This window comes from Pandoraea anhela (assembly GCF_902459655.1).
Taxonomy (GTDB): domain Bacteria; phylum Pseudomonadota; class Gammaproteobacteria; order Burkholderiales; family Burkholderiaceae; genus Pandoraea; species Pandoraea anhela.
Genome location: NZ_CABPSB010000002.1, coordinates 322766 through 348932, shown reverse-complemented (window position 1 = coordinate 348932; position 26167 = coordinate 322766). Strand labels below are relative to the sequence as shown.

27 protein-coding genes and 1 tRNA gene are annotated in these 26167 nt (G+C 64.4%); all 28 read left to right on the top strand.

The window, feature by feature from the left end; genetic code table 11:
• The first annotated feature begins 336 nt into the window (after nucleotides 1–336).
• The gene (locus PAN31108_RS04690; protein WP_281350037.1) at nucleotides 337–2628 is read left to right on the top strand and encodes a sensor histidine kinase; all 2292 of its coding nucleotides are present in this window, start codon (nucleotides 337–339) and stop codon (nucleotides 2626–2628) included.
• Complete coding sequence (locus tag PAN31108_RS04685; RefSeq protein ID WP_150667704.1) at nucleotides 2629–3369, top strand: response regulator; 741 nt, start codon at nucleotides 2629–2631, stop codon at nucleotides 3367–3369.
• Nucleotides 3370–3490: 121 nt separating this feature from the next.
• A tRNA-Phe gene (locus PAN31108_RS04680) sits at nucleotides 3491–3566 on the top strand.
• 284 nt (nucleotides 3567–3850) lie between these two features.
• Nucleotides 3851–4573: a 7-cyano-7-deazaguanine synthase QueC gene (gene queC / locus PAN31108_RS04675; RefSeq protein ID WP_150667703.1), complete on the top strand. Its 723-nt coding sequence runs from the start codon at nucleotides 3851–3853 to the stop codon at nucleotides 4571–4573.
• Nucleotides 4574–4707: 134 nt separating this feature from the next.
• Entirely contained in the window at nucleotides 4708–5343 is a 636-nt protein-coding gene (gene queE / locus PAN31108_RS04670; protein WP_150667702.1) for a 7-carboxy-7-deazaguanine synthase, read from the top strand.
• A 9-nt stretch (nucleotides 5344–5352) separates the two neighbouring features.
• On the top strand, nucleotides 5353–5796 hold the full coding sequence (gene queD / locus PAN31108_RS04665; protein ID WP_150667701.1) for a 6-carboxytetrahydropterin synthase QueD: 444 nt from the start codon (nucleotides 5353–5355) through the stop codon (nucleotides 5794–5796).
• 189 nt (nucleotides 5797–5985) lie between these two features.
• Nucleotides 5986–6519: a hypothetical protein gene (locus tag PAN31108_RS04660; RefSeq protein WP_150667700.1), complete on the top strand. Its 534-nt coding sequence runs from the start codon at nucleotides 5986–5988 to the stop codon at nucleotides 6517–6519.
• 581 nt (nucleotides 6520–7100) lie between these two features.
• Complete coding sequence (locus PAN31108_RS04655; RefSeq protein ID WP_150667699.1) at nucleotides 7101–7523, top strand: DsrE family protein; 423 nt, start codon at nucleotides 7101–7103, stop codon at nucleotides 7521–7523.
• A 225-nt stretch (nucleotides 7524–7748) separates the two neighbouring features.
• Nucleotides 7749–8486, top strand: a complete 738-nt coding sequence (locus PAN31108_RS04650; RefSeq protein ID WP_150667698.1) for a tetratricopeptide repeat protein — start codon at nucleotides 7749–7751, stop codon at nucleotides 8484–8486.
• Between the two features lie 172 nt (nucleotides 8487–8658).
• The gene (locus PAN31108_RS04645; RefSeq protein ID WP_150667697.1) at nucleotides 8659–9873 is read left to right on the top strand and encodes a PrgH/EprH family type III secretion apparatus protein; all 1215 of its coding nucleotides are present in this window, start codon (nucleotides 8659–8661) and stop codon (nucleotides 9871–9873) included.
• A gap of 19 nt (nucleotides 9874–9892) precedes the next feature.
• Entirely contained in the window at nucleotides 9893–10150 is a 258-nt protein-coding gene (gene sctF, locus PAN31108_RS04640) for a type III secretion system needle filament subunit SctF (protein WP_150667696.1), read from the top strand.
• Between the two features lie 45 nt (nucleotides 10151–10195).
• On the top strand, nucleotides 10196–10501 hold the full coding sequence (gene sctI, locus PAN31108_RS04635) for a type III secretion system inner rod subunit SctI (protein ID WP_150667695.1): 306 nt from the start codon (nucleotides 10196–10198) through the stop codon (nucleotides 10499–10501).
• Entirely contained in the window at nucleotides 10498–11265 is a 768-nt protein-coding gene (locus PAN31108_RS04630; RefSeq protein ID WP_150667694.1) for an EscJ/YscJ/HrcJ family type III secretion inner membrane ring protein, read from the top strand. The genes sctI and PAN31108_RS04630 overlap by 4 nt, the downstream gene beginning before the upstream one ends.
• A 2-nt stretch (nucleotides 11266–11267) precedes the next feature.
• On the top strand, nucleotides 11268–11879 hold the full coding sequence (locus PAN31108_RS04625; RefSeq protein WP_174994852.1) for a type III secretion apparatus protein OrgA/MxiK: 612 nt from the start codon (nucleotides 11268–11270) through the stop codon (nucleotides 11877–11879).
• A complete protein-coding gene (locus tag PAN31108_RS04620) occupies nucleotides 11836–12648 on the top strand; it encodes a hypothetical protein (protein ID WP_174994851.1) in 813 nt (270 codons plus the stop codon). The genes PAN31108_RS04625 and PAN31108_RS04620 overlap by 44 nt, the downstream gene beginning before the upstream one ends.
• Nucleotides 12632–12934 (top strand): hypothetical protein, encoded by a 303-nt coding sequence (locus PAN31108_RS04615; RefSeq protein ID WP_150667691.1) that lies wholly within the window; start codon nucleotides 12632–12634, stop codon nucleotides 12932–12934. Before PAN31108_RS04620 ends, PAN31108_RS04615 begins: the two co-directional genes overlap by 17 nt.
• An 80-nt stretch (nucleotides 12935–13014) precedes the next feature.
• A complete protein-coding gene (locus PAN31108_RS04610) occupies nucleotides 13015–13815 on the top strand; it encodes a helix-turn-helix domain-containing protein (protein WP_217426278.1) in 801 nt (266 codons plus the stop codon).
• Nucleotides 13812–15881, top strand: a complete 2070-nt coding sequence (gene sctC, locus PAN31108_RS04605) for a type III secretion system outer membrane ring subunit SctC (RefSeq protein ID WP_150667690.1) — start codon at nucleotides 13812–13814, stop codon at nucleotides 15879–15881. The genes PAN31108_RS04610 and sctC overlap by 4 nt, the downstream gene beginning before the upstream one ends.
• Nucleotides 15868–17013 (top strand): type III secretion system gatekeeper subunit SctW, encoded by a 1146-nt coding sequence (gene sctW / locus PAN31108_RS04600; protein ID WP_174994850.1) that lies wholly within the window; start codon nucleotides 15868–15870, stop codon nucleotides 17011–17013. Before sctC ends, sctW begins: the two co-directional genes overlap by 14 nt.
• Nucleotides 17013–19088: an EscV/YscV/HrcV family type III secretion system export apparatus protein gene (locus PAN31108_RS04595; protein ID WP_150667688.1), complete on the top strand. Its 2076-nt coding sequence runs from the start codon at nucleotides 17013–17015 to the stop codon at nucleotides 19086–19088. The genes sctW and PAN31108_RS04595 overlap by 1 nt, the downstream gene beginning before the upstream one ends.
• 18 nt (nucleotides 19089–19106) lie before the next feature.
• Nucleotides 19107–20435, top strand: coding sequence for a FliI/YscN family ATPase (locus PAN31108_RS04590; RefSeq protein WP_217426277.1), 1329 nt, complete (start codon nucleotides 19107–19109; stop codon nucleotides 20433–20435).
• Complete coding sequence (locus tag PAN31108_RS04585; RefSeq protein ID WP_174994849.1) at nucleotides 20419–20874, top strand: SpaM family type III secretion system protein; 456 nt, start codon at nucleotides 20419–20421, stop codon at nucleotides 20872–20874. Before PAN31108_RS04590 ends, PAN31108_RS04585 begins: the two co-directional genes overlap by 17 nt.
• Complete coding sequence (locus tag PAN31108_RS04580) at nucleotides 20862–21902, top strand: SpaN/EivJ family type III secretion system needle length determinant (RefSeq protein ID WP_150667686.1); 1041 nt, start codon at nucleotides 20862–20864, stop codon at nucleotides 21900–21902. The genes PAN31108_RS04585 and PAN31108_RS04580 overlap by 13 nt, the downstream gene beginning before the upstream one ends.
• A 9-nt stretch (nucleotides 21903–21911) precedes the next feature.
• Nucleotides 21912–23009: a type III secretion system cytoplasmic ring protein SctQ gene (sctQ, locus tag PAN31108_RS04575; RefSeq protein ID WP_150667685.1), complete on the top strand. Its 1098-nt coding sequence runs from the start codon at nucleotides 21912–21914 to the stop codon at nucleotides 23007–23009.
• Nucleotides 22999–23610: an EscR/YscR/HrcR family type III secretion system export apparatus protein gene (locus tag PAN31108_RS04570; RefSeq protein ID WP_150667684.1), complete on the top strand. Its 612-nt coding sequence runs from the start codon at nucleotides 22999–23001 to the stop codon at nucleotides 23608–23610. The genes sctQ and PAN31108_RS04570 overlap by 11 nt, the downstream gene beginning before the upstream one ends.
• Nucleotides 23611–23655: 45 nt before the next feature.
• On the top strand, nucleotides 23656–23919 hold the full coding sequence (locus PAN31108_RS04565) for an EscS/YscS/HrcS family type III secretion system export apparatus protein (protein ID WP_150667683.1): 264 nt from the start codon (nucleotides 23656–23658) through the stop codon (nucleotides 23917–23919).
• Nucleotide 23920: 1 nt separating this feature from the next.
• Nucleotides 23921–24694, top strand: a complete 774-nt coding sequence (sctT, locus tag PAN31108_RS04560) for a type III secretion system export apparatus subunit SctT (protein ID WP_150667682.1) — start codon at nucleotides 23921–23923, stop codon at nucleotides 24692–24694.
• Nucleotides 24695–24699: 5 nt separating this feature from the next.
• The gene (locus PAN31108_RS04555) at nucleotides 24700–25998 is read left to right on the top strand and encodes an EscU/YscU/HrcU family type III secretion system export apparatus switch protein (RefSeq protein WP_150667681.1); all 1299 of its coding nucleotides are present in this window, start codon (nucleotides 24700–24702) and stop codon (nucleotides 25996–25998) included.
• The last annotated feature ends 169 nt before the right edge of the window (nucleotides 25999–26167 follow it).

Sequence of the window (26167 nt, the reverse complement as noted above, 5' to 3'; positions counted from 1 at the left end):
CCGCGAGCCTGTCGATACCCGCGATGGCTGCGGCACCGGGGGCGCAGCCGCCCTCCACCGCCTCTACCGCCTCCGCCTCGTCCGCCGCGTCCGCTTCCACGGTTTCCGCCGCCGCCTCTCCCTTCTCGATGACGCTGGCACCGCCCAGCACGTCGACGGGCATCGGTCTGACGGGGCTCACAGCGACGGCATCGTCCGATATGTCGAGCAGCGCGCCCCGGATGACGGGCAAACTGCCGCTCGCCTTCAACGCGGCGGCGCCGCCCGGAGCTGCCCGTGTCAAATAACGGCGGCGGCCTGCTCAAGCATATCGTCATCCGCACGCTGATCGTCACGATGGCGCTGGTCGCCATCGGCCTGTTCGGCCTGCTGGCGCTCGCGTCGGCCAATACCGAGTTCTTCGATCGTTACTACTCGCTGCTGTACACGGCGAACATTGCCGTCGCGATCATCTTCATCTTCATCGTCGGCGCGCTCGTCTGGATCATTCTCGTGCGGTTGCGTCAGCGACGCTTCGGTACGCGTTTGCTCGCCAAGCTCGCGATCTTCTTCGCACTGGTCGGTGTGCTGCCCGGCGGCATCATTTATCTGGTGTCGTTGCAGTTCGTCTCGCGCAGCATCGAGTCGTGGTTCGACGTGCGTGTGGAGACCGCGCTCGATTCCGGGCTGGAACTCGGCCGTGCGATCCTGAACAACGGTTTGTCGGATCTGAGCGCGAAGGCGCAACTGGTGGCCGACAATCTGGCGTCGAGCGGCGACAAGGGCGGCACGCTCACGCTGCTTCGCATGCGCGACCAGTTCGGCTTGCAGGACGCGACCATCGTCGATGGCAACGGACGGGTGCAGGCTTCCGCATCGAGCAACTTCAATGCGCTGGTGCCCGATTTGCCGACGCCGCTCATGCTGCGTCAGGCGCGCTCGCAGTCGCGCGGTTACACGGCGATCGAAGGCGGCAGCGAAGGCTACGACAAGCGCGAGGGGCATGATCAGCTTCGCTGGCGGGTCGTGATCCGGATTCCGTCGACCTATACCTCGTCGTTGCAGGACGACGAACGGTTCCTGCAGGTCACGCAACTGGTGCCGGCCAATCTCGCGCAGAGCGCCGAGGCCGTGCAGAACGCCTATCGCGAATATCAGGAAAAGGCGCTCGGGCGCACCGGGTTGCGCAAGATGTATATCGGCACCCTCACGTTGTCGCTGTTCCTCGCCACCTTCGTGGCGATGATGCTGGCGCTGGCGCTCGGCAGCCAGCTGGCGCGACCGCTGTTCCTGCTCGCGCGCGGCACACAGGAAGTGGCGGCGGGCGACTTGTCGCCGAAGGGGGAGGTGCGCACCAACGACGAACTCGGCTTCCTCACGCAGGCGTTCAATGCGATGACACGCCAGTTGTCCGACGCGCGGGCTAACGTCGAACGCAATCGGCTCGCACTCGAAAGTTCGAAGGCGCACCTGGAAAGTATTCTGTCGAGCCTGACGGCCGGGGTGTTCGTGTTCGATCGCGACTTCCGCCTGACGACGGCCAACGCCGGCGCCGAACGCATTTTCAAGCAAAGTTTTCAGGGTGAACTGAATCGCTCGCCCGCCCATATCCCGGCGCTGGTAGAGTTCGGTGAGACGCTGCGCCGTGCGTTCGCGGATCGCGACGCCAACGCCGACCTCGGCCCGGGGGGGCACTGGCAGCAGCAGATCGGCTTGACGCTGCCTGGCGAAACCGATGGCGTGACGTTGCTGGTGCGCGGCTCGCACCTGCCCGAACCGATGATGGCGGTGGCCGGTGTGCCCACGCGTGCGGGTGGCGGATATGTGGTGGTGTTCGACGACATTAGCGACGTGATCTCGGCACAGCGCTCGGTGGCGTGGGCCGAGGTGGCGCGACGGCTGGCTCATGAGATCAAAAATCCGCTCACCCCGATTCAGTTGTCGGCGGAGCGGTTGCAGATGAAACTGTCCGACAAGCTGCCGCCGGCCGACGCCGAGGTGTTGCGCAAGGGGGCGACGACCATCGTCAATCAGGTCGCGGCGATGAAGCGCATGGTCGACGATTTCCGGGACTACGCGCGCCTGCCGCCTGCCATCATGCATCCGCTGCAAATCAACGAGCTGATCGGCGAAGTGCTGACGTTATATGGGGTGGATGAAGGGCGTGGCGCGATTCGGCCGTATCTCGATGCCGATCTGCCGGAGATTCGCGGCGACTCGACGCAATTGCGACAGGTTATCCATAATCTGCTGCAGAATGCTCAAGATGCCGTCGGCGGAACCGAAAACCCTCTTATCACGGTGGAAACGAAGACAGTAGAATACGCAGGAACGGATGTGCATCCGGGTGAACCGAAGCGCACGGCAGTGCGTCTGACGATCACGGACAACGGGCCGGGTTTCCCGGCGCGCATTCTGACCCGCGCCTTCGAACCCTACGTGACGACCAAGGCGAAGGGCACCGGCCTCGGGCTGGCGATGGTCAAGAAGATCATCGATGAGCATCAGGCGCGCATCGATCTCCGTAACCGGCCATTGCCCGAGGGTGAAGGCAGTGCAGGTGCACAGATTTCGATCTTGTTTACTCAATTGGCTGACGACCAGGAACTGCCGCGCAACAAGCCGGCAGAACACACGAAGGTAGCGTAAATGGCAACCATTTTGGTGGTGGATGACGAAATGGGGATCCGGGAGCTGCTCTCGGAGATTCTGAGCGACGAGGGGCATGTCGTGGAGGTGGCGGAGAACGCGCATGAAGCGCGCGTGTTCCGTGCCGCCCATACGCCCGACCTCGTGCTGCTCGATATCTGGATGCCCGATACCGACGGCGTGACCTTGCTCAAGGAATGGGCGGCCCAGCAACTGCTGACCATGCCCGTGATCATGATGTCGGGACACGCCACGATCGACACCGCCGTCGAGGCGACCAAGATCGGCGCCCTCAACTTCCTGGAAAAGCCCATTGCCCTGCAAAAGCTGTTGCAGGCCGTGGAGCAGGGGCTGGCGCGCGGCAAGCGCGAGGCCGCCGGCGGTGCGACGGGGGCTTTCGACGCCGATGACGACGCGCTCGAGACCGGCGCGTTCGGCGAGAGCGAGGCGCGCCATCCGGGGGCCGGATTGAACGGCGCCGCCTCGCATCACGTGCCGCTCGGCGCGAACGATAGCGACGGCGTGAGCGGCGTGGCCGGCACGGGCATGTCTGCCGACATCTCGTTCGATGTACCGCTGCGCGAAGCGCGCGACGCCTTCGAGCGCGCTTACTTCGCCTACCATCTGGCCAAGGAGCACGGCAGCATGACGCGTGTGGCCGAGAAAACCGGGCTGGAGCGCACGCACCTGTATCGCAAGCTCAAACAACTGGGCGTCGAACTGTCCAAGAGCAAGACCTGACGCCATGGCGACGCGACGCGCCCCCGTGCTGCGTCATGCCGCTTTTGCGCAGATTTTTTCAGTAAAGTGACGATAAGGGCTTGCGCAAAGCGCATTCAGTCTCTATAATCGCTTTTCTCTTGGCCCGGTAGCTCAGTTGGTAGAGCAGCGGATTGAAAATCCGCGTGTCGTTGGTTCGATTCCGACCCAGGCCACCAAATTCGAAGGGCTTGCGCATATCGCAAGCCCTTTTTGCGTTTGAATCAAAACGCTGCCCGATGATGGGTATAACGGCCCGGCGATAGCGACGCGGGGCAACGCGGTTCAAAATCGCGTGACATATCCCGCACGCGGGTTGCCCCGGAGGGTCCGGCAGGGCCGAATCGCTTGGTATCCGACGGCAGCCGCAAGCGCGTGCCCCGGCCCGAATCGTCTTGCGGTCCCGACGTCATGTTGTCCTGGCGTCTCGACGCCGCGACGGCGAGGGCGATACTGCTAGCGCATGATCATGACGACAAGCACCGATTCCGCTCTGGTTCTGTTCTCCGGTGGACAGGATTCGACCACCTGCCTCGCGTGGGCGCTCTCGCGCTATGCGCGCGTGGAGACGCTGGGTTTCGATTACGGGCAGCGCCACAGCGTGGAGCTGGAGTGCCGCACCGATGTGCTTGCCAAGCTGCGTGAGCGTTTCCCGCAGTGGGCGCCGCGTCTGGGCGACGATCACATGATCGATCTGGCGATTCTGGGCCAGATCAGCGAGACGTCGCTCACGCGCGAGACCACGATCGCGATGGCGGCCAATAACCTGCCGAATACGTTCGTGCCGGGCCGTAATCTGCTCTTCCTGACGATTGGTGCGACCATTGCCTATCGGCGCGGTCTGCGCGTGCTGGTCGGCGGGATGTGCGAGACGGATTTCTCGGGCTATCCGGACTGCCGAGACGACACCATGAAGGCGCTTCAGGTTGCGCTCAATCTGGGCATGGACCAACGCTTCGTGGTCGAGACGCCGCTCATGTGGATCGACAAGGCCGATACATGGCAGATGGCGCAGGATCTGGGGGGCGACGTGCTCGTCGAAACGGTGCGCGAAGATACCCACACCTGCTACCTCGGTGAGCGCAGCGTGTTGCACGCCTGGGGCTACGGGTGCGGCGAATGCCCGGCATGTGAGTTGCGCCAGCGCGGCTATGAGGCGTGGCGCGCGCGAAGTGGCGCACAATAACGTATTGCGAGCGCGAGCGCGAGCGTGCGCCGTAGCGTCCCGTGACGAATTTCCGGATGCCGGCATAACCGGATCCCATTGAAGTTGAGTCTCAAACCGAACCATTTCATCGAGAGAGTCGAGTCGAGCGCATCATGACGTACGCGGTAAAGGAAATCTTCTACACATTGCAGGGCGAGGGCGCTAACGCCGGCCGCCCGGCGGTGTTCTGCCGGTTCGCGGGTTGCAACCTGTGGACGGGGCGCGAAGAAGATCGTGCCGAGGCCGTCTGCCAGTTTTGCGACACGGATTTCGTCGGCACCGACGGTGAGAACGGCGGCAAATACCGCACCCCTGCCGATCTGGTCGCGCAGATCGTGGCGTTGTGGCCGCAGGAAGACCGCGCCCACCGGTTCGTGGTGTGCACGGGCGGCGAGCCGTTGCTCCAGCTCGATGCGCCGCTTATCGACGCGCTGCACGCCGAGGGTTTTCGCATCGCGGTGGAAACCAACGGCACACAGGTCGTTCCGGAAGGCATCGATTGGGTGTGCGTGAGCCCGAAGGCGGATGCCGAGATGGTCGTCACGCGAGGCGACGAACTGAAGGTCGTCGTGCCGCAGGATCGCCAGCGTCTGGCCGATTACGAAGCGCTCGACTTCACGCACTTCTATCTCCAGCCGATGGACGGTCCGCTGCGCGATACCAACACGAAGTTGGCGATCGACTACTGCAAATCGCATCCGCGCTGGTCGCTGTCGATGCAGACGCACAAATATCTGAATATTCCCTGAGCCGTTGCTGTGATTACGATTACCCGGAAACTCGAATTCGATGCGGGCCACCGCATTCCCGATCACCGAAGCCAGTGCCGCAATCTGCACGGGCATCGTTACGTGCTCGAAATCACGCTCGCCGGCGAAGTGAGCCGTGAGAGCGGTGCGTCCGACAACGGAATGGTGATGGATTTCGCCGATGTGAAGTCGCTCGCCAATGAGCATCTCGTGTCCGTGTGGGACCACGCGTTCCTCGTCTACGAGGGCGATACCGCCGTGCGCACTTTCCTTGAGACGATGCCCGATCACAAGACCGTGGTGTTCGACCGCGTGCCCACCGTCGAGAATCTGGCCGCGGCGGCGTTCGACAAGCTGAGCCATGTGTTCGACGCGCGCTACGGCCGCGACCTGCGTCTGGTGCGTCTGCGTTTGTACGAGACGCCGAACTGCTGGTCGGAAGTCACGGCCTGAGCCTGTCGGGCGCCGGATGCACGGGCTTGGCCGACGCCGCCGTCCAATCTCGCGGTTTTGGGACGACGCCCGACGTGAGACGGATCCGATACTTCGCCCGCGAATGCGACGGCAAGCACAGAGCGCATGACCGAAAGTGCCAACCCGCCAGACCCCGTGTCTGGCGGGTTTTTCATTTTCGGAGAGGTCATGACAAGAATTTCAGCGTCCGCCGTGGTGGCGAGAGAAGCCCAGACCGGCATCAGACTATTCTCGGTGCGCCGTATCGATTCGCAGGAAGACCTGCGCTCGATCGATAACGTCGCCAATCGGCGGCAGGCGCGTGCCGTGGCCCCTGAAGCGTCGCGCCGCGTGCGGCAGGGCGACGAGGCGTTCCGGACCGACGTCGTGAGCGTGCGCGCGCTGCGAGCGCCTGGCGGCATGGGGGGCATGGGGGGTATGGGGGGCATCAGGACGACCGCCATCGTACCGAGCGCGCCCGAGGCCGTCGCCGACGTGCGCACATTCGCCGGACCGGCGTTTGGCGATCCGCCACCTCCCTATGCACCCCCGGGGTGCGTGCCCGAGGGTTTGCCGCCGTGCGCACCGCCGTCGTATGCGTCTTGTGTGTCGTGTGGCGTCGTGCCGCCCGGCGCACCGTCGCTCCCCGACCCGCCGCCCTCCTATTCGCAGCCGTCGCTCGACTGGTATCTGCGCGAGGGTTATCCGCGCTCGGACGTCTGATGCGAGGGCGGCTCATCTGCCGGAGGTCGAACGCAGCCGACAGCGGCCCACTCAGGTCAGCCGGGTTTGACGTGGCCCTCAGGGCGTCGAATCCGATATCGACCGGGCGCCATGCCACAGCCGCCTGACGCCGTCTGAGCGATATTCCGCGCGCCGGAGACGGTCTCCAGCCCGTTTCTCTCTCAGGAGTCGCTCATGCCCATCCGCAACCCCATCGACACCCGATTCCCATTGCCCCGCTGGCCTTCGCGGGAGGGGCTGCCGTCCGACGCGTGCATTTCGTTGCCGCCGACACCACGTCCGCTCGAGGGGCGCCGGCGTCTGGTACAGGAACTGTCGACGATGGCGAACCGGACGGCTTCGCTGCCTTCTCCTTCGCTGATATCCGACGCCCTCGTACGAGGAAGCCATGGCGAGCGACCGGCCCGCTGCCGCCGCGCCGTCGGGGGCGACAATGACCCCACAGCACACGTCGCCGGGCGACGCGCTATGATGCGGCTGGCGCAACATCACGCTCGATCCGTCAATCGGTCGATCCCATCGTCCGATAAGACACCCGATACCACGAAGGGGACACACCCATGAAGACGCTGCTGCGCGGCCTGCTGACCGCATTCCTGTTCACCGTTTTTGCCGTGCCGGCGACGTCGGCATTCGCAGAAGACAAAGTCGTGTACCACATCAACGATGCGGAGCATCAGGCGCTGGCCGGCCTGCGTAACATCCGCAACCAGCTCGACACCGTGCCGGATACCAAGATCGTGGTCGTCGCGCATTCGCAGGGCGTCGATTTTCTGATGGAGAACTACAAGGACGCGGCGACCGTCGGGCCGCTGATTTCCGCATTGCACGCACGCGGTGTGAAGTTCGAGGTGTGTGAAATCACCCTCAAGCAGCGCAACCTGAAAAAGGATCAGTTCGTGCTCGACGCGGATTTCACGCCGTCCGGCGTGGTGGAACTCACGCGCTTGCAGCAAAAGGGCTATGCTTACCTCAAGCCGTAAGCCCGTCGCATGCCGCAAACCGAAACCCCGGCCTTCGCCGGGGTTTTTTTCTTTCGAAGGCGCATCGCGAACCACTGAGGAGCCCGAAGGCGGCGGATACGGTCCGGTCGGCGCGCAGTGATGATGTCGGGCTGCACACGATTGCGCGTTTTTTGCATGTTGCGTCCCGGCAAGGCATTTTTGTTTGGCGCACAATACGCGCACGCTCGCTCACGGAGATGCCCCATGCGATCTGCCGTCCCAACGTCTTTCGCCCTGCCCCGGCGGCTTGCCGTCCTCGCCCTCGCGCTCGTCGGCGTGACGTGCGGGCCGATCTTGTACGCGCTCGCTGCTGCGCAGGCCCCGGCGCAGGCGCTCACCGATCAGGCCGTGCATCACTACGAAGCCGGGCAGCGGACGCAGGCGTTGGAAGAATTCCGCCGCGCGGCAGAGCAAGGCAACCGGCTCGCGCAATTCGATTACGCCATGATGCTGCTCAACGGCGAGGGCGCGAATGCCGATCCCGACGGCGCGGTGCACTGGCTCGAGCGTGCCGCCAGCGCGGGCATGACGCAGGCCCAATACGTCTACGCCAAGATGTTCGACGACGGTTACGTCGTGGGCAAATCCATTGCGCAGGCGAACCTCTGGTACGAGAAAGCCGCGAAGCAAGGACATGTTCAGGCGCAGGCGGCCATTGCCAACGAGTACTTCATCGGACGCGGCGTTCCGAGGGATTACAAGACCGCGTTCAGTTGGTACGAAAAGGCCGCACGTGGCGGAGATCTGCCGTCGCAATACATCGTGGCGAGCTACTACGAACGGGGCTACGGCGTCGTGACCCCCGATCCCGAGCGCGCACGGCTGTGGTACGAGAAGGCCGCTGCGCAAGGCGATGTCGCCGCACAGGGCAAGCTCGATGCGATGAATCGGGAACGCACCCAGCGTGCTTCGCCGACGCCCGGCGCGGCGGCGGCTAAATAGCGCATCGCACCTTGCAAATCTTGATCGCTCTTATTCCGATTGCGAAGAATCCCATCATGAATCGCCGATAGCCGGTCGGTATTCTCAACCTCAACGAATTCATTGTTGAGGAGCGCGAACGACGAACATTGCCGGGCAGATTGACGTGCCGGCATCACACGCTCGCGAAGAGATGATGGAAGCAGACAACCGACCCGCCGCGTTCGACAGCCCCCCGACCGGTGCGGTATTGCGTCTGTTGACCGGACCGATGCGCGGCTGCGAATTTTCCCTGGCATCCGGCATCACGCTGTTCGTCGTCGGCCCCAGCGATCCCGCATTCGACCGTGGTTGGCAAACGGAAATGCCGCCAAACGCCATCTACGTACCGATGGACGGCGACGGCGGCGACAATTTCGAAGTGCTGGTGGACGACGCCGGGCGCGAAGGCCTGTTCATCCGTGTGCTCAATGACGGCGCGGGGGCGGAAGTCGCCATCGACGCTACGCAGATCGCCAGAATGGGCGATGTGCGCGTCGCGGTAAAGCGCATCGACGAGCCCTGGTCCGACGACGTACAGCGCAGCCTGTGTGTCGATGCCCGTCTGGACGACGCAGTGCATCCAGGGCTCAGGCACCGCCGCCGCTGGACGCGCGCCCTCGTGTCGTGCGCCGTCTTCGTCCTGCTCATGGGCGGCCTCTACTACTACTGGCAAGCGGCGCCCCAACGACAGGCGCGCGGCGTCTCGGAGTATCTCGAATCGCTGGGTGGACGCGCGATCGTGCTGCCGGGCGGTGACGGCCGCATCTATGTGCTTACCGCAGATCGCGAGGAGCGCAACGCCCTCGCACGCGCCCTCGGCGGCGATGTCGTCAAGCGTGAGCGGTTGGTGCTGCTCGCGCTGGACGAAGAGAACGCCCGCATCACGCAATGGATCGACGCGTCGCGCACCGACGTGCTGTATTTCAAGCTTTCGCTCGAAGATCCCGCGACACCGGAGTTGTGGATCAACCGCAAGCAAAACGGCATTGCGGAAGCGGAGATGACGCGCTTCCGGGCGGCGCTGCTCGAGAAGATCCCTTACGCCAAACGCGTGAGCATCACGTTGCACGACGAAAACGAAGCGAGCAATGAGGCCGAAGACGCCCTCAAGCGACAGATGGTGCCGTTCTTGCGCACCGATACGCCGGAAGGCGTGACGTTTCACATCAGCACCGAACTCGACGATGTGCAGTTGCGCCGCCTTTACGGCTTCATGCAGACCTTCGAGAAGCGTTGGGGCAAGCGGCTCGTGCATTTCAACATCGACCTGAAGGACGACTGGACGGCTCAGCAGTCGTATGCCTACGGCACGGCTTCCTACGTGAAGGAAGGGCCACATCAGTGGCGATTCATCAACCGACAATAACTTCGGAGACAGAACAAAAATGGCAGACATACCGCGTACGCTCGCTGGCGATAAAACCATGCTGGAGCGAACTTCCAGCGAGTTCAACGGGCCGGTCAACGATTTGAAGAAGCGCATGGAAGACGCGCTGAAAAAGGTCAAAGAGGATCCGACGGATTCCGCGTCGATGGCGGATTTCCAGGCGGCGATGGCCGCCTACACATCGTTGCGCGCTGCACAGTCCGGCACCATCAAGTCGCTGAAAGACGCTGTGCAAGGCGTCATCTCCAAATTCTGACGACGGTGTCGCCACCTTCGTCACCTGCTACCGAGCGAGCTCATCATGTCATTCGATTCTTCGCTGTCTTCGATCTCCGCATTGTCTAAGACGACACCCACGGTGCTGGCCTCCGAGCCGGGCGCGGGCGAGTCGCTGGAGTCGCGCTTCATGAGCGCGGTGGCCAACATGTCTGCCGGTTTCGAAACGCAGCGCGGCGACATTGCGAACGCCGCGATGCACTACGATCCCACGGACGCCGCAAGCGCTGTCGAGTTGCAGACGCGACTGGCCGATTACAGCGTCGGCGTGTCGATGGTGGCGACGATGGCGCGTAAGGCTGTCGGTGCGGTGGAGGCGCTGCTGCGGTGAAACGCCGTTACGTCTTTCCCCTCGTCGTGGTGTTGCTGCTGACAGGCTGTCGCAAGGCCGAGACGCTCTTGAGCGCGCTCGACCAGCAGCAGGCCAACGAAGTGGCCGCCGTGCTGCTGCGCCACAACATTACGGCGCAGAAGATCGACGCAGGGAAGGCGGGCTACTCGATCACCGTCGACGCGGCGGACTTTCCGCAGGCGGTCGACTGGCTCAAGACATACGATCTGCCGCCACGTCCGCGCATGGAAATCGCACAGATGTTTCCGCCCGATTCGCTTGTGGCTTCCCCCCGGGCCGAGCGCGCGCGTCTGTACTCCGCGATCGAGCAGCGTCTGGAGCAATCGGTACGCATGATGCAGGGCGTGCTGGCGGCGCGCGTGCACGTGAGCTATGACGTCGACGGTCAGAACGGCGAGCCGTCGAAAGGCAGTCCGCACATCTCGGCCGTGGTGGTCTATCAGGACGGCGTGAACGGCTCCGAGCTGATCAACGACATCCGCCGGTTCCTGAAGAACAGCGTGGACGACCTGCGGTACGAGAACATTTCTGTCGTGCTCTCGCAGCAGCCTGCCACGCTGGGTACGCAGACGCCGATGCCACCGGTGAAACCGGGCGACGACGAACGCCCGGTGTGGCCTTATCTCGCGGGCGGCGGGTTGATGGCGTTCGTTCTGGTCTTCGGTGCGCTGAGTGCGCGCTCAAGGGCATCTCGCACGGGATGGCCGCGCCGCGCCGTCGAGTCCGAGACGAAGGAGGGCTGACCGTGTCGTTCAAGCCCACGCCCGGTTTGCATGAATCGCAAAGCCCCATCGCCGTGTGCTGGCGCGCGATGATGTTCGACCCGGTGTCGTACATCCATGCCGCACGCTTCGTGTATCCGACACAGTTCTCGTCGCCGCGCCAGCGTGCGGTCATCAACGAGATGCTCATTGCCGAGTTTCGGCTCGACAGTCATTGGCCGTTCGATCAGATCGGGATCGTCGAGCGACCGTGGGTACTGAATTGGCGTCTGTTGCCTCAGGTGGCGTACCTGATGGGATGTCAGGCGCGCAAAGCGAGTCTGTGCCGGCGTGCGGCACTGCTGCGGCTGCCCGAGTGGGCGTATGCCTACGCCAAGTTGCCGGTGCTCGACGCCTTGCCGCCGGCGAGCGTTGCGCCACCGTCGCACGAAGATCTGATGGCCGAGGGCTTCGTGCGCCTCATCGCGCTCGGCGCGACGCTGCGCGAACCGCTTCGCCAATGTTTGCCGTTGCTGTTTCCTCCCATCGATTCGTACGCCGCAGACGTGCCCGACGCGCTCGACGTCCGACTGTTCGTGACTGCGCTGCAATATGCCAAGAAGCATCCCCATCCCCCCCCAGACACCCGTCATTGACGGTGTCGTCGTCGCGCGGGATCAACTGGCTCGCGGTGTGGTGCGCATGCGCGTGGACAACGACATTCGTCACTGGGCCCGACAGTACGTCGTTCGCTCGCAGCGCGAGATCGACGCGCTGCGGCGACAAGCGATGCGCGATGGCTATCGCGACGGTGTGGCGGCGGCCCTTGGCGACGTGGTGGCGCACCTGATGCGCACCGAACAGATGTGCGACCGGTGGCGCACGGAAATGATCGCGCAGATGCGCGAGTTGCTGAGCACGGCGACGCAGCACCCTCAGGCGCTGCTCGCCGCGCTCGACGACGCGATGAACACGTTTGCGGGGATGTCGTGCGTGCCGCCCGGTGTCCCGCTCATCGTCGTGCTGCCGGCGCGGCTCAAACCGCAAAGCGACGACATTCGGGCTCGTATCGGCGCTGTGTGCGCCGCGCCGCTCACGCTCGAATTTCGGGCGGCTCACGATCGTATCAGCGTGCAGCGTGGCGGCGCGGTGATCGAGTACGACCCGCAAGACTATGTGGCGCGAGCCGAAGCGGCGCTGGACATCGATCCCCACGTGCCCCGTGCGGATCTGAGCGCCATGCTCGCGTCGGCGCTTGCGTCGCTGCGTCGACGCGTGGACGAGTTGAACGCGATGAACGAATCGAGTGAGTCGAGGGAATCGAACGAATCGAATGAATGGGCCGAACTGAACCGTGCCCGGGCATGGGCGCAGCCTGGCGACGGGCCGTTCGCCAAGGAGAGTGAAGATGACGACCGCGATTGATGGACCCACGACGTTATCGCCGGCACCCGCCGACGATGCGATGGCGCCGATCTCGCTCGCGCTGCGTGTGCAGTCGATGCGACCCCCTGGCGTCGATGCGTCGGCGCGAGATCCCGCACCGGGATCGTCTCCGCAGCCGGAGACGGGCAGTGACGAGGGGCAGGACAAGGTCGACCCTTCCGAGGCGTGGCAAAAGCTTTTCAACACACTGATGGTGATGGAGTGGTTCGACGGATGGCTCGATCGCACCGAAGCAACGGTTGACAACGGAGACGGTGACAGTTGAAGCAGGGCGCACCGCATGCGAGCGCCGAATAGCGGCGAAACAGAAAAACCGTCGGTTGCCGACGGGAAGCGAGGTGGGCGATGAGAAGTATGGAAATCATGGAAGACGCGCAGGCACTGGCGGCGAATCAGCCGATCGCATTGGCATGCGACGGCGTGTGGTTCGTCTGCTCGCCGCCGTCCACGCGAAGTCTGTTGCTCGAACTGCAACCCGCCGGTCATGGCGGCGCCGGTGGCGCGACACGGCTGGAATTGCCACCGGGCTACTGCGGCCTGCTGCTGTTCGGCAAGGGCAACCTGCTGGTCAGAGGCGGCACGCTGCACTACCACCGCATGCATTGCGACGTGCTGGTCAAGCTGCTGGCCTTCATGGACGAGGCGCACGCCACGGGCACGGACACCCACGACAACTACCGGCGCGGCGCAGTGCCGGGATTGCACCGGGTGCCGGTGCAGGCGTCGTGGGCGGATCGCCGTCAGTGCGAATTGTGGTTCCTCAGTCAGATCGCCGCGCCCGGCGAAGGTTTTCGCACGATGCTCGATATGCTGCGCCGATGCGAATCCTACGATCTGATTCGTTTTCTGCTCACGCGGGCGCCCACGGGCGGCACGTTGCGGCATATGTGTACGAAGTACGGCGTGTCGTATTCGCATTTCCGGCGCCTGTGTCGGGGCGCGCTCGGCGAGTCGGCCAAGATTGCGTTGCGCGACTGGCGCATGGCGCGCTCGATGCTCGAAGTCGCGCAGGGCAACGATAGCTTTACGGAAATCGCATTGCGTAACGGATATGCCTCGTCGTCGCATTTCTCAACGGAAATCAAGGAACTGATCGGTATGTCGCCGACCAGTGCCGCCGGTGCACTGCGAACGTTGGCTCGATGAAGAAAGCGTATTACTTCGCCTGCGCGATGGCGGCCGCAGGCGTGTCGAACGTGGCCGTCGCTTCATGGGCCATGGCATTGTCCTCAGCGGGCACGCTGGACGGCAAGTCGATGTCGGTCGAAGGCACCAGCCGCCACCCGGACACCGAAGCGGACGCCGGCACGAAAGCGCCGGCGCCGCAGGCGTCATCGAAGCCGTCGCCACAGGGGACGCCGGGGACGCCGGGGACGCAGGGGACGCCCACGCAAGGCGGTTATGTGGCCCGCAACGACAATCTGCGCGAGTTCTTCGCCGCGCTGTCGCCCTATCTTGGCCGTGCGGTCATCGTGAGCAATCTCGCAGCGAAGAAACAGGTCTCGGGAGACTTCGACATGTCGAATGCCCGCACGCTGCTTGAATCGATGGCCACCCGGCTCGGGCTGATCTGGTATCACGACGGGCAATCGATCTTCGTGTACGACGCGTCCGAGATCCGCAGCGCGACCGTCTCGATGAATTACGCGTCGTTGAGCGATCTGGAATCGTATCTGCGCGGCGCAGGGCTTTACGACCGCCGCTATGCGATTCGCGGCAAGCCGGGCAGCAAGGTGTTCTACGTCTCCGGGCCGCCGGTGTTCGTCGATCTGGTGCTCGCTGCGTCGCGCTCCATCGACCGCGCCATGGTCAGCGAGATCCCGGCGGCCGGTCCCGATCGGATCGGCGTGGTGCGCATGGACAACGCGTTCGTTTCCGACCGCACGTATCAGATGCGCGATGAGCGGATCGTCATTCCCGGCATGGCGTCGGTGATTACGCAATTGGTACAACCCGGCGGCGCCTCCGCAAGCGGCTCGCCGCCAGCCACGCAACTGCCGCTGTCGCCGCAGGAGCCCCGCAGCGGCGAGCGGCCCGCACCGTTGCCGCCGCCGTTGCCGGGACTCGGCACGCCCTCGTCGACGAATCCGGTCCTACCGCCGGCGGCGCTGTCGGGCGAGCGTGCGCCGTCGTACGGTCGCGTTGTCGTGGAGCCGTATCCGGCGGGCAACAGCTTGCTCGTGCGCGGCACGGCCGAACAGGTCGAACGCGTGGAGCGGCTCGTTTCGCGGCTCGACGCGCCGCGCCGTCACATCGAGTTGTCGCTCTGGATCATCGATGTGCGCAAGGAGGCGCTCGATTCGCTGGGCGTCGACTGGTCGGGGGGCATGAACCTCGGGTCGAGCGTCGGCCTTCTGCTCAATACGACCACGCCGGTCAGCACGCTCGACGGCGTGCGCTTTCTGGCGCGGATTCAGGCCATGGCGGCGAACGGAAAGGCGACGGTCGTGTCGCGTCCGGTGATTCTTACGCAGGAGAACATTCCCGCCCTGTTCGACGGGAGTCAGACGTTCTATGTGCCCCTCGAAGGCGAGCGCACGACAGACCTGCGCAGCGTCACCTACGGCACGATGATCAGCGTGTGGCCCCGCTTCGCCGGCCGCGACGAGATCGAGATGACGCTCAACATCGAAGACGGCACGACCGTACCAGGCAAAGAGGGGGAGGAGCAGAGCAAGTACACGGTATTGCCCACGGTGTCGCGTACCCGTATCAGCACCATCGCGCGCGTGCCGCAGGGCAAGAGTCTGCTCATCGGCGGGTTCACGCGCGACAGCGGCGACACCGTCGAGAGAAAAATTCCGCTGCTCGGCGACATTCCGTGGCTCGGCCGCGTGTTTCGCTACAACAGCACGACGCAGAACAACGACGTGCGCGTATTCCTGATTCAACCGCGCGAGATCGACGGCCCGCTGGCGCGTGACGCGAGCGATATCGCCGCCGATACCGCTGCGACCCTGCCTTATCCGATCGAGCGTGTGTCTAAGGACGTGCGACGCGCGACCGGCCTCGATGTACCGCCGATTGCACCGGGCGACGACGGGACCGGGACCCAGCCCCCCGCAACGCCTGCCGCGCCGTCGGCAAACGCGTCACCGGACGCGACACCGGACGCGACACTTTTACCCCCTTCGTCGGGCGCCGGCGCCGAGCCGGTGGCGCGCGACGATTCCACCCTTCACAACATGGAGGTCGACCGTGGCCAGTCTTGATGTCATCCGGTCGTCGCCGTCGTCCTCATTCTCGGAGAGCACTGCCAAGACGTCATCCGGCAGGCAGCGCGCCACGAGAATGGCGGACGATGACGACGGTCCCCAGCGTCTGCTCTCGGGCGGACCCGTCGCCGATATTCGCCGTGCGTCGGAGTCGAGCGATGAAATGTCGTCCGCGATGGCGCAGTTCCGCCTGCGCGCCAATCGCCAGGAAGAAAACCGTGGCATGGCCCAGAGCTATGACTACATTCTCGAAGAAGACGCGCCGAACAAAATCCGCGAAATTCTCGGCGCATCGTGGGTGACGCCCGAGGAGCTGACGCGTTTGCTGCGCAGGGCGTTCGACGATGTCAGCGACCGCTGGCTCGCCTTGCAGGCCATCGCCACGCAGCGCGCCAGCCTGCGCGTGGACCAGCAGCTCGTGCTGGAGGCGGTCATCGCCGAAGCGCAGGCGGCGCCCCCGGAAGAGATTCGCGAGCGCAAGGCCGGCGTGCATTGCGCGATCAAGGCACGGCTGGTCGGGCACCACATGGCGCTCGATTTCGCACCGAATATGTTGCGCGCCGCGTATCGCAGCTTTCTCACGACCGAGTCGTCGGATATCGAGATTTATCAGACGTGGATTTCCGGTTTCGGCGCCGAGCGGCGTGAGCAGGTGCTCGTCTTCATGGAAGGCGCGATCGTCGACGACATGCGGGCGGAGGACCCGAGCAGCACGCCACCGCAATTCGCCTCGTCGCTGGCGCGGCTCGGCACGCTGCGACGCCTGCGCGCCTGTGAACGCAGCTTCGTGCTTCGCGTGAGCGGGAGTGCACTGGCCGCACCGTTCAACGCGAACGAGAAGGACTGGCTGCATTTCCTGCTCGCCGTGCTGACCGATCCCATGGCGCTGGACGAATCGCTGCGTTACACCATGGGCGTCAATGCCCTCTTGCACGACAACCGCGACCACGCCCGTCTCATTAATCTGCTGCTGTTCGCGTGTCATCAGTTGCCCGGTGAGCCATTGCAGACGCAGGAAAATCGCGATCTGCTCCTTGAAGGACTTCAAGCCCTCGGTGGCGTGGCGTATGCCCGTGAGAGCAGCGCTCACGCGGCAGACCCGGTGTCGCGAAATCGCCGGAGTGCGTAATGTCCGCGGCGCTGCTTAGCGACCTGCGGGGTCGTCCCGAGATCGTCATTCTGGTACTGATGTCGTGCGTGATCGCCATGCTGGTGATTCCCCTGCCGACGTATCTGGTCGACTTTCTCATCGGCACCAACATCGCCATTTCCGTGCTGCTTTTTCTGGGGGCGTTTCACATCGAGAAGATCCTGAACTTCTCGTCGTTCCCATCGATGCTGCTCATCACCACGCTGTTCCGGCTCGCTTTGTCGATCAGCACCACGCGTCTGATCCTCATCGACGCCGACGCGGGCAAGATCATCGATTCGTTCGGGCAGTTCGTGATCGGCGACAGTCTGGCCGTCGGTTTCGTGGTGTTCGCCATCGTGACGGTCGTGCAGTTCATCGTGATCGCAAAGGGCTCGGAGCGCGTGGCGGAAGTGGCCGCGCGCTTCTCGCTCGACGGCATGCCCGGCAAGCAGATGAGTATCGACGCCGACGTGAAAGCCGGCTCGCTCGATAACGACGGCGCACGCGAGCGGCGCAGTGTGCTCGAGCGCGAGAGTCAGTTGTACGGTTCGTTCGACGGCGCGATGAAGTTCGTCAAGGGCGACGCCATTGCGGGCATCGTCATCATCTTCGTCAATCTGATCGGCGGCATCATCGTCGGCATGATGCAACGAGGCATGGAACTGGGCGGCGCGCTCACGACGTACACCACGCTCACTATCGGCGACGGGCTCGTTGCGCAGATTCCGGCGCTGCTCATCTCGGTGGCGGCGGGCTTTGTCGTGACGCGGGTGAACGGCGAGGCCGACAACATGGGACGCACGATCATCAGCCAACTGATGGGCAACCGTTTCGTGCTCGGGGCGACGGCATTGCTCACGCTGATCATCGGCACGCTACCGGGGTTTCCATTCCTGACGTTCACGCTGCTGGCCTGCCTGCTGGCGTGCGCCTGCTACTTCGCCAAGCCGGCGCACGCCCGCTCCAGCGCGGCGGTGGCAGGCAAGGCGGGCCCCGTCGCCGACGGGGCGGGCAAGGCGAAAAAACCGGGGATGGGGGCGGACAGTTCACTCACATCGATCGAGGACCTCGACAATGTGGCGCCATCGACGGCGCCGCTGGCCATCGTGATTCCGTCCGCGCAGGTGCCCGCGTTCGAAGCTGCCACCTTCACGCAGCGGGTGAGAAGCCAGTTCTTCACGGACTTCGGCGTGCATTTGCCGGAACTGCTGTTGCAGGGCTCGCCTGCGCTGGACGCCTCGCGTGCGGCCGTCTACATCAACGAGGTGCGGGCCGACGAGTTCGTCATCTTCTACGACCGCGTGCGCGTCGATGCTTACACCAGCGAGATCGCTTCGCTGGATTTCCAGCCGGTTTTCTCGGGACCGGAGCGCGGCCGATGCGCATGGGTCACGCCGGAGCAGGGCGAGACGCTCAAGGCGATGCGGCATGTCACGCATCTGCCGGCCGACGAGTTGTACCAGAGTCTGTCGGTGTTGCTCACGCGCCATGTCAACGAGTTCTTCGGCATTCAGGAGACGAAAAAACTGCTCGATCTGGTCGAGCAGCACTACCCGGATCTGGTCAAGGAAGTGCTGCGCCACGTGGCGTTGCAGCGTGTCTCGGAAATTCTTCAGCGTCTGGTGATGGAGCGCATCTCCGTGCGCAACATGAAGCTCGTGATGGAAGTGCTCGCCATGTGGGCGCCACGCGAGAAGGATGTGCTCAATCTCATCGAGCATGTTCGGGGTGCGCTCGGCCGCTACATCTGCAACAAGTTCCTGCGCAACGGCGAGTTGCGCGTCGTCATGCTTTCCGCCGAAGTCGAGGAGAGCGTACGTCGCTCGATTCGCCAGACGGCGGGTGGCGCGTTCGTGAACATGGACCCGAAGGACGCCGAGACGCTGCTCGATCGCGTGGCGCTGGCCCTCGATAGCTCCGGGCGCGCCCACAAGGACATCGTGCTGCTGGCGTCCGTCGACGTGCGGCGCTTCGTGAAGAAGCTGGCCGAGACGCGCTTTCGCGATCTTGAAGTGCTGTCGTTCGGCGAATTGGTCGACGGCGTGTCCGTCAACGTCATCAGCACGATCTGAGGGGAGTGAGGCTCGGTCATGGAACGTTCCGCCATGGAATCGCAGAAGGCGCATCCGGCATTCGTCAGGCAGTTGGCGCTCATTTCGCGCATCGCCGGGTATACGGCGGAGGCACACCTTCCCGGAGTGTCGATCGGCGAGATCTGTGAGATCCGCCGGACGTGGCGCGATGCCGAAGTGGTGGGGCAGGCGCAGGTCATCGCCGTGCACGACGACCGGGCGATTCTCAGCCTGTTCGCGGCGACGCAGGGCCTGTCGTGCGATTCGGCGTTGCTGCCCACGGGCCGGCAGGCGACCTGTCGGCCTCATGACGACTGGCGCGGTGCGGTGCTCGACGCCAGTGGCGGCGTCGTGGATCGCATCGACGCACGAGAGGTGACGACGATGCGCCCGACGGTGGGCGAACGCCCGCTGCTCGCGCCGGCATTGCCTTACGAAAACCGTGTCGGTGTCGACATCGGCCTGCATACCGGCTTGCGCGCCATCGACGCGCTCATGCCCTGCGGCATCGGCCAGCGCGTCGGCATTTTCGCGCCGGCGGGCTGTGGCAAGACGTCGTTCCTCAGCGCATTGATGGCGGGCGTCGAGGTCGACACGACCGTCATCGCGCTGATCGGCGAGCGGGGGCGGGAAGTGGTGGAGATCGTCAACGAGTTGCGTGCGTCGCCGGGCGCGCATCGCTGCGTGGTGATCTTCGCGACGTCGGACGCGCCGGCGGTCACGCGTCGCAACGCCGCGCTGCTGGCCACGACCGTCGCCGAGCATTTCCGGGATCAGGGGCATCGCGTGGCGCTGTTTGTCGATTCGCTCACGCGCTACGTGCGGGCGTGCCGCGATCTCGCGCTGGCGACCGGCGAGTTGCCGATGCGCGCCGGTGTGCCGGCGTCCGTCTACAGCAGCCTGCCGCAGTTGCTCGAACGTGCGGGGGCGGCAAAGCGCGGCAGCATCACCGCGTTCTACACGGTGCTGATGGAAGACGAGGAGATGCCCGACCCGATGGTCGAAGAAATCCGCTCGATTCTCGACGGGCACATTCATCTGAGCGCGCAGCTCGCGCATCGCAGTCACTACCCGGCCATCGACGTGCTGCGCAGCGTGAGCCGGGTGGCGACGCGTGTCGCGACGCCGGAGCACCTTCGGGCCGCCGGCGCGTTGCGCGCGTGGCTGGCGCGTCTCGAATCGTTGCAGACCCTCGTCGATCTCGGCGAATACCGGCCCGGCGCGAATGCGCAGGACGACCGGGCGATGGACGCCAAGCCGCATATCGACGCGTTCTTGCAGCAGGGCAAGGGCGAATGGTCGTCCGCCGACGAGACGTTGGAGAAGATGCATGAAATCGTGGGCTGACGCACGCCGTCTGTGTCGCGGCGCATTGCAGATGAAGCGATTGCAGGAGCGCGAATTGCAGGACATCTCGATGAAGGACGCGGAACTTGCCCAAAAGTACGGCGAACTCGCGGCCCAGCGCGACGCAATCCAGCGGTTGATCGCTTCTTCGAAGCCGTCTCAACTCGAGTCCGATATGACGGGCATACGTGGCGGCATGCGAACCACGGCCATGTTGCGCCAGCAAGTGCGCGACATCGAAGTGAAGCTGTCGACACTGGCGGAGTCGCGTGAGCAGCTCGAGACCGATCGCGAGCTGACGGAAATCGAGTGGCGTCGCTGGTGGCGAAAGGAAACCAAGTACACACGCCTGACAAGGACGTTGCGTAACGATGCCCGCAAACGTCAGGTGCACGTCGAGTGCGTAGAACTGGAGGAGCGTCAGTCATGGAATCCATGAGCGGAGCAGAGAGGGGCGTCGCGTCGACGAATCCGGTGGACCCCGGCGCACAGTCGCGAGACGACATGTCGATCAAGGAACGGCTCGACGAGGAACTCCGTCGACGCCGGCCCGACCGCCTGGAGCGGGACGTCGTCCCGGTCGGCCTGCCCGTCTGGCTGATGCCGGCGCCACCGCCGCAAGAAACGCCGATGTCTCTCTCTCTCGCACAGACGCCGGGGACGTCGGGCGACGGGGCGGCGTGGACGTCACTGGTGCCCGACGTGGACAACGCGAACGCGGCGGACAGTGCCGCAGGTCTGCGTCGCGCCGATGCCGAGATCGCCGCCAGACAGGCGGCGGCCGAAGCCACGGCACGGCGCGCGCCGAAAACCTCGATACACGACACCGCGCGCTCTCCGGCTGCGCAGGGCGCGGGCGACGGCGGTAACGGGCATCCGTTGACGCCGGGAGACGGGGTCGATGCTTCGCGCGCAGACGAGCCCTTGGCGTTGCAGCGGGACACCGGTTTGACGGATCGCCCCGGCGGGCAAGCTTCCTCGCCCGCAGACGCGCTCACGGTGCGCGAGGCAGCGCCGGCGATGGGCGGCGACGCGCGCCGGCATGCGCGCAACGGGCATGGCGACGGAGGGGCTTCCGGCATGCCGGCCATCGTCCAAGGGGCGCCGCCGAACCGGCCGGCGCAAAGAGCGCCTGCGCCGTCGTCGCATGGCGACGCCGCGAGGGCATCGGGACGAAACGCGTCATCCCATGCCGCGCAGGCCGACGTCCGCCCGCCGGGCAGCGGCGACAGCATGCGTTATGCGTTCGGCAGTTGGGGCAAGGGGCATTTCGTGAATGTGCAGGTGATGCAGGTGGAAGGACGAAGGCACTTCCTGCTGGGCGCCTCCGACGCCATCGTGCAGCGCCGACTGGCATCTGCTTTACCGGCGTCGGGCGACATCGCGACGCCGCGCGGTATGAGCGATGCGGGCGTGCGTGTCGTCGAGGCCGTGCCCGGGTCGGGCGAGAACCCGGACGAGGAGTGAGGATTGCGCATGCTGAAGCTACGCCGTATCGACGAAGACCTGTCCCGGCTCGACGCCGCCGCCCGGGCGTGGCGCGCGTGCGGCTGGCATGCGTCGCTCGAACACCTGCCGCGCATGGGGTCGTGGATGCTGGTGCAGGACACGGCGCGCACGTGGCAGGGGTGGGTCGAGCCGGGCATGTGGCTCGAAGGCGTCGCCCATGAACTCGCGTCGCTCGCCTGTTGCGCCGATTCGGAGCAGCTCGCCGCACGTCTGTTCGCCGTGACCGCCAATCCGTTGCATCTGCCGATGCCGGAACTGCGTTACGACATCCTCGATGTCGGCGCACCGGTCGACGGCGCCGCGTTGCCCGAGGCCACGCTGCTCAAGGTGCGTGCGACGGAATGCCCCGTATGGCTCACGCGTGTGCCCGAGGTGAAGGCGGCATTGCCGCTCGACCTGCGCGGCGTGCGTTTCCCGCTCGATGTGGAACTGGGCCGCAGCCGCGCCCGGATCGAAACGCTGCGACGCGTGCAGCGTGGCGACGTGCTGATCGTGCGCGACGTGCAGCGGCGGCTGAGTTGCGCCGGCAGGATCCTCGGCGGCTATGGGCAGGCGCCGGGCAGCGCGATGCTCGAAACCTGGCTGCACGACGCGATCGACAACTTGGGCGGCATGAACGAGATCAACGGTATGAACGACATGATGGATATGGACGACATTGACGATTTGGCGCCGGAAAGCGGACATCCCTACGGCGATGCCCGCTACGGCCAATCCGAACGGCGTGAGCAACCTGCGGTCGCGCTGCCCTTCGAGCAGCTCCCGGTCGAACTGGTGTTCGTGCTGCAACGTCAGCGCATGACGCTGGCCGAGCTTCAGCAGCTCGGTCAGGCGAGGGTGCTCGAACTGCAAGCCGGTGCGGAGCAGCGCGTGGAAGTGCGCGTCAACGACACGTTGCTCGCGCGTGGGGAACTGGTGCAGCTCGACGGGCGGCTCGGTGTCGAGATCACCGACTGGCTGATGGCGCCGAAGGGCGCGCCGCGAGACGGCGATGCGCAATCGGGGGGCAGCGCCTCGGGGACGTCACGCATGTCAGGAATGTCGGGGTCGCACCATGTGGAGTGATATGCCGGCGATCGGCATACTCAGCTTCTTCACGTTGCTGCCTTTTCTGGTGGCTTCGGGCACCTGCTTCGTCAAGTTCTCCATCGTGTTCGTGATGGTTCGCAACGCGCTCGGTCTGCAACAGGTGCCGAGCAACATGACCTTGAACGGCGCGGCGTTGCTGATCTCGATTTTCGTGATGCTGCCGGTGACTACGGCGGTGCTCGACGCCTATCAGGCCAACCCCGTGAACTTCGCCGATCCGAACTCGGTGCGGCGCTTTCTCGACGACGGACTCAGTCCCTATCGCGACTATCTGCTGAAGTACGCCGATCCGCAACTCACTCAGTTTTTCGCACGCCAGGAACTGAGCCGGGATGGCACGGACGCACCCCCCGATACGGCGGACCCGTCGATCTTCGCCTTGCTGCCCGCTTACGCGCTCACCGAGATCAAGAGTGCTTTCACCATCGGCTTTTATCTTTATTTGCCGTTCGTCGTGGTCGATCTGGTGGTCTCGAGCGTGCTGCTCTCGCTGGGCATGATGATGATGAGCCCGGTGACCATCTCCGTGCCGATCAAGCTGATTCTGTTCGTGGCGATGGACGGATGGTCGCTGTAGTCGCAGGGACTGGTTCGCCAGTACCTGCCATGAGGGCGCAACGCCATGGATAACCTGATCTTCGCGGGCAACCGCGCGCTGTACCTGGTGCTGGTGCTGTCGGCCGGGCCGGTCGCCGTGGCAACGCTCGTGGGCGTCGTCATCGGTCTGCTTCAGACCGTCACGCAAGTGCAGGAACAGACGCTGCCGTTCGGCCTGAAGCTGCTCGCCGTGTCGCTGAGCCTGTTCCTGCTGGCCGACTGGTATGGCGAGACGCTGGTGGCGTTCGGCGCGTCGATGATGCAACTCGCCATGGCGGGCAAAGCCTGAGATGGACCCGACGCTGATATTCGAGCACCACGACGGCATACTGGCCACGGCGATCGCCTACGCCCGCGTGGCGCCCACGGTGTTCCTGCTGCCGATTCTCAACGGGAACGTGCTCGCTGGCGTGGTGCGTACGGTGGTCTCGATGTGGATGGCCGTGGGCGTCTGGCCGTACCCCTACGGCGCGCCGCTGGCGCTCGACGCCCCCGTCTGGGCGGTCCTCCTTCGCGAGGCTGCCGTGGGCCTTCTGATCGCCGTGGCGGTCGCGTTTCCGTTCTGGGTGTTCCATGCGCTGGGCGCTTACATCGACAACCAGCGCGGCGCGACGCTCAGCAGCGTGATCGACCCGGCAAACGGTATCGACACCTCGGAACTGGCCGGGTTCTTTCAGTGGTTCGGGGCGGTGATCTATCTGCATCTCGGCGGCATGACGCTATTGCTCGAAGTGCTGGCGCGCAGCTATCGCGTGTGCGAGCCGTTCGGTAACTGCACACTGTCCGCCCCCCGCGTGCACGCGTTTCTGGACGTGCTGGTCGGCCACGCGATCGCGCTGTCGGCGCCGGTCGTCGGTGCGTTGTTCCTGTCCGAACTCATCCTGGGGCTGCTCTCCCGTTTCGCACCGCAGGTCAATGCGTTTGCGTTGTCGCTGACGATCAAGAGCCTGATCGCGTTCACGATATTGCTGATCTACTTTTCCGCGACGCTGCCCGACGCATTGGTCTCGCTATTCATGCGACCCGACGATGTCGTGCGCTGGCTCTCGCCGCCGAGGTCGTAGACAGCATGGGCGAGAAGACAGAGAAGCCGACACAGAAGCGGCTTCGGGACGCCGCGAAGAAAGGGCAATCGTTCAAGAGCAAAGAGCTGACGATGGTCACGCTCGTCTTCGTCGGCCTGATCTACGTGCTCTCGACCGACCCGCTGTTATGGCTGATGCAGGAATACCGTCAGGTGCTGGCGGACGGGAAATTCGTCAATCCGCAGGCGTACGCCATCCGGTTGTTCAGGCATGGGCTCGAAGCGTTCCTGCCGGTGCTGCTCGTGTGCATTGCGGCCGCCGTGTTGCCCACGTTGGTCCAGACGGGATTCCTCTGGGCGAGTCAGGCGCTCAAGCTCAACCTCGGTGCGGTCAACCCGCTGCAAGGCGCGAAGCGCATCTTCAGCATGCGAACGCTCAAGGACTCGGTCAAATCGGTGCTGTATCTGCTCAGTTTCGCGGCGATCACGGTGGCGTTATGGAGTCGCGCGAAAGGGCTGCTGTTCGCACAGATCCATATGAGTCCTGCCGGCGTGGCTGCCGCATGGGTCGAACTCGTCATGACGCTGGTGTGGATCTCGCTGATCTGCGTGGTGCCCATTGCCGTGCTCGACGCCATGGTCGAGTTCTGGTTGTTCATGCGTGAGCAGCGCATGGAGCGGCACGAGGTCAAGCGTGAGCAAAAGGACTCTGACGGCAATCCGGAGATCAAGCAGCGACGTCGCAGCATGCACTCCGAGCTGCTCTCGGAAGCGGTGAAGTCCGATATCCGGGATTCGCGGCTGATTATCGCCAACCCGACGCACATTGCCGTGGGCATCTATTTCCACGCCGACATCGTCGCGCCGCCGTTCATCTCGGTCATGGAAACCAATGCGCGCGCGCTTGCGGTGCGTCGCTACGCCGAGTCGCAGGGCGTTCCCGTGATCGGCGACGTCGCGCTCGCGCGTCGTCTGCATCGCACGCACCGGCGCTATACGTTCGTCTCCCTCGAAGAGATCGACGCCATCATGCGACTCCTCCTCTGGCTGGAGGACGTCGAGCGAGCCGGTATGCACGATGACGAGGAAGACACCGGAGACGGTGCAAACGAGGGGCCGGCGAAGGAAGACGGCGAGGCGGCCGGGGAAGGTGCCGATGAAGCGAGCAGAGCAGCGATGGAGGAAGCGACCGATGACGTGACGAATGGTGTGACGAAGGGTGTGACGAATGACGTGACCGATGACGTGATTGACGAAGGCGTTGACGACTCCGGCAATGGTCTGCGTGAGGAAAAGGCTGATTTGCGTGGCGCTGCGGCGTCCGATATCGAAAACGGTGGCTAAGCCCCGCTCGGCGGGCCGGTCGATGTGATGGCCCCCCGTTAGGAATCGGGGGGGAAGGCGTCACGAAATCCGACATTAGTGACCGTATTCGATAGAACGCTTTTTGGAAGTCTCCCAAGGGGTGCGTTGCTTAAATGTTAGTTATCGGGATGCCGGCAATGGCGACGAG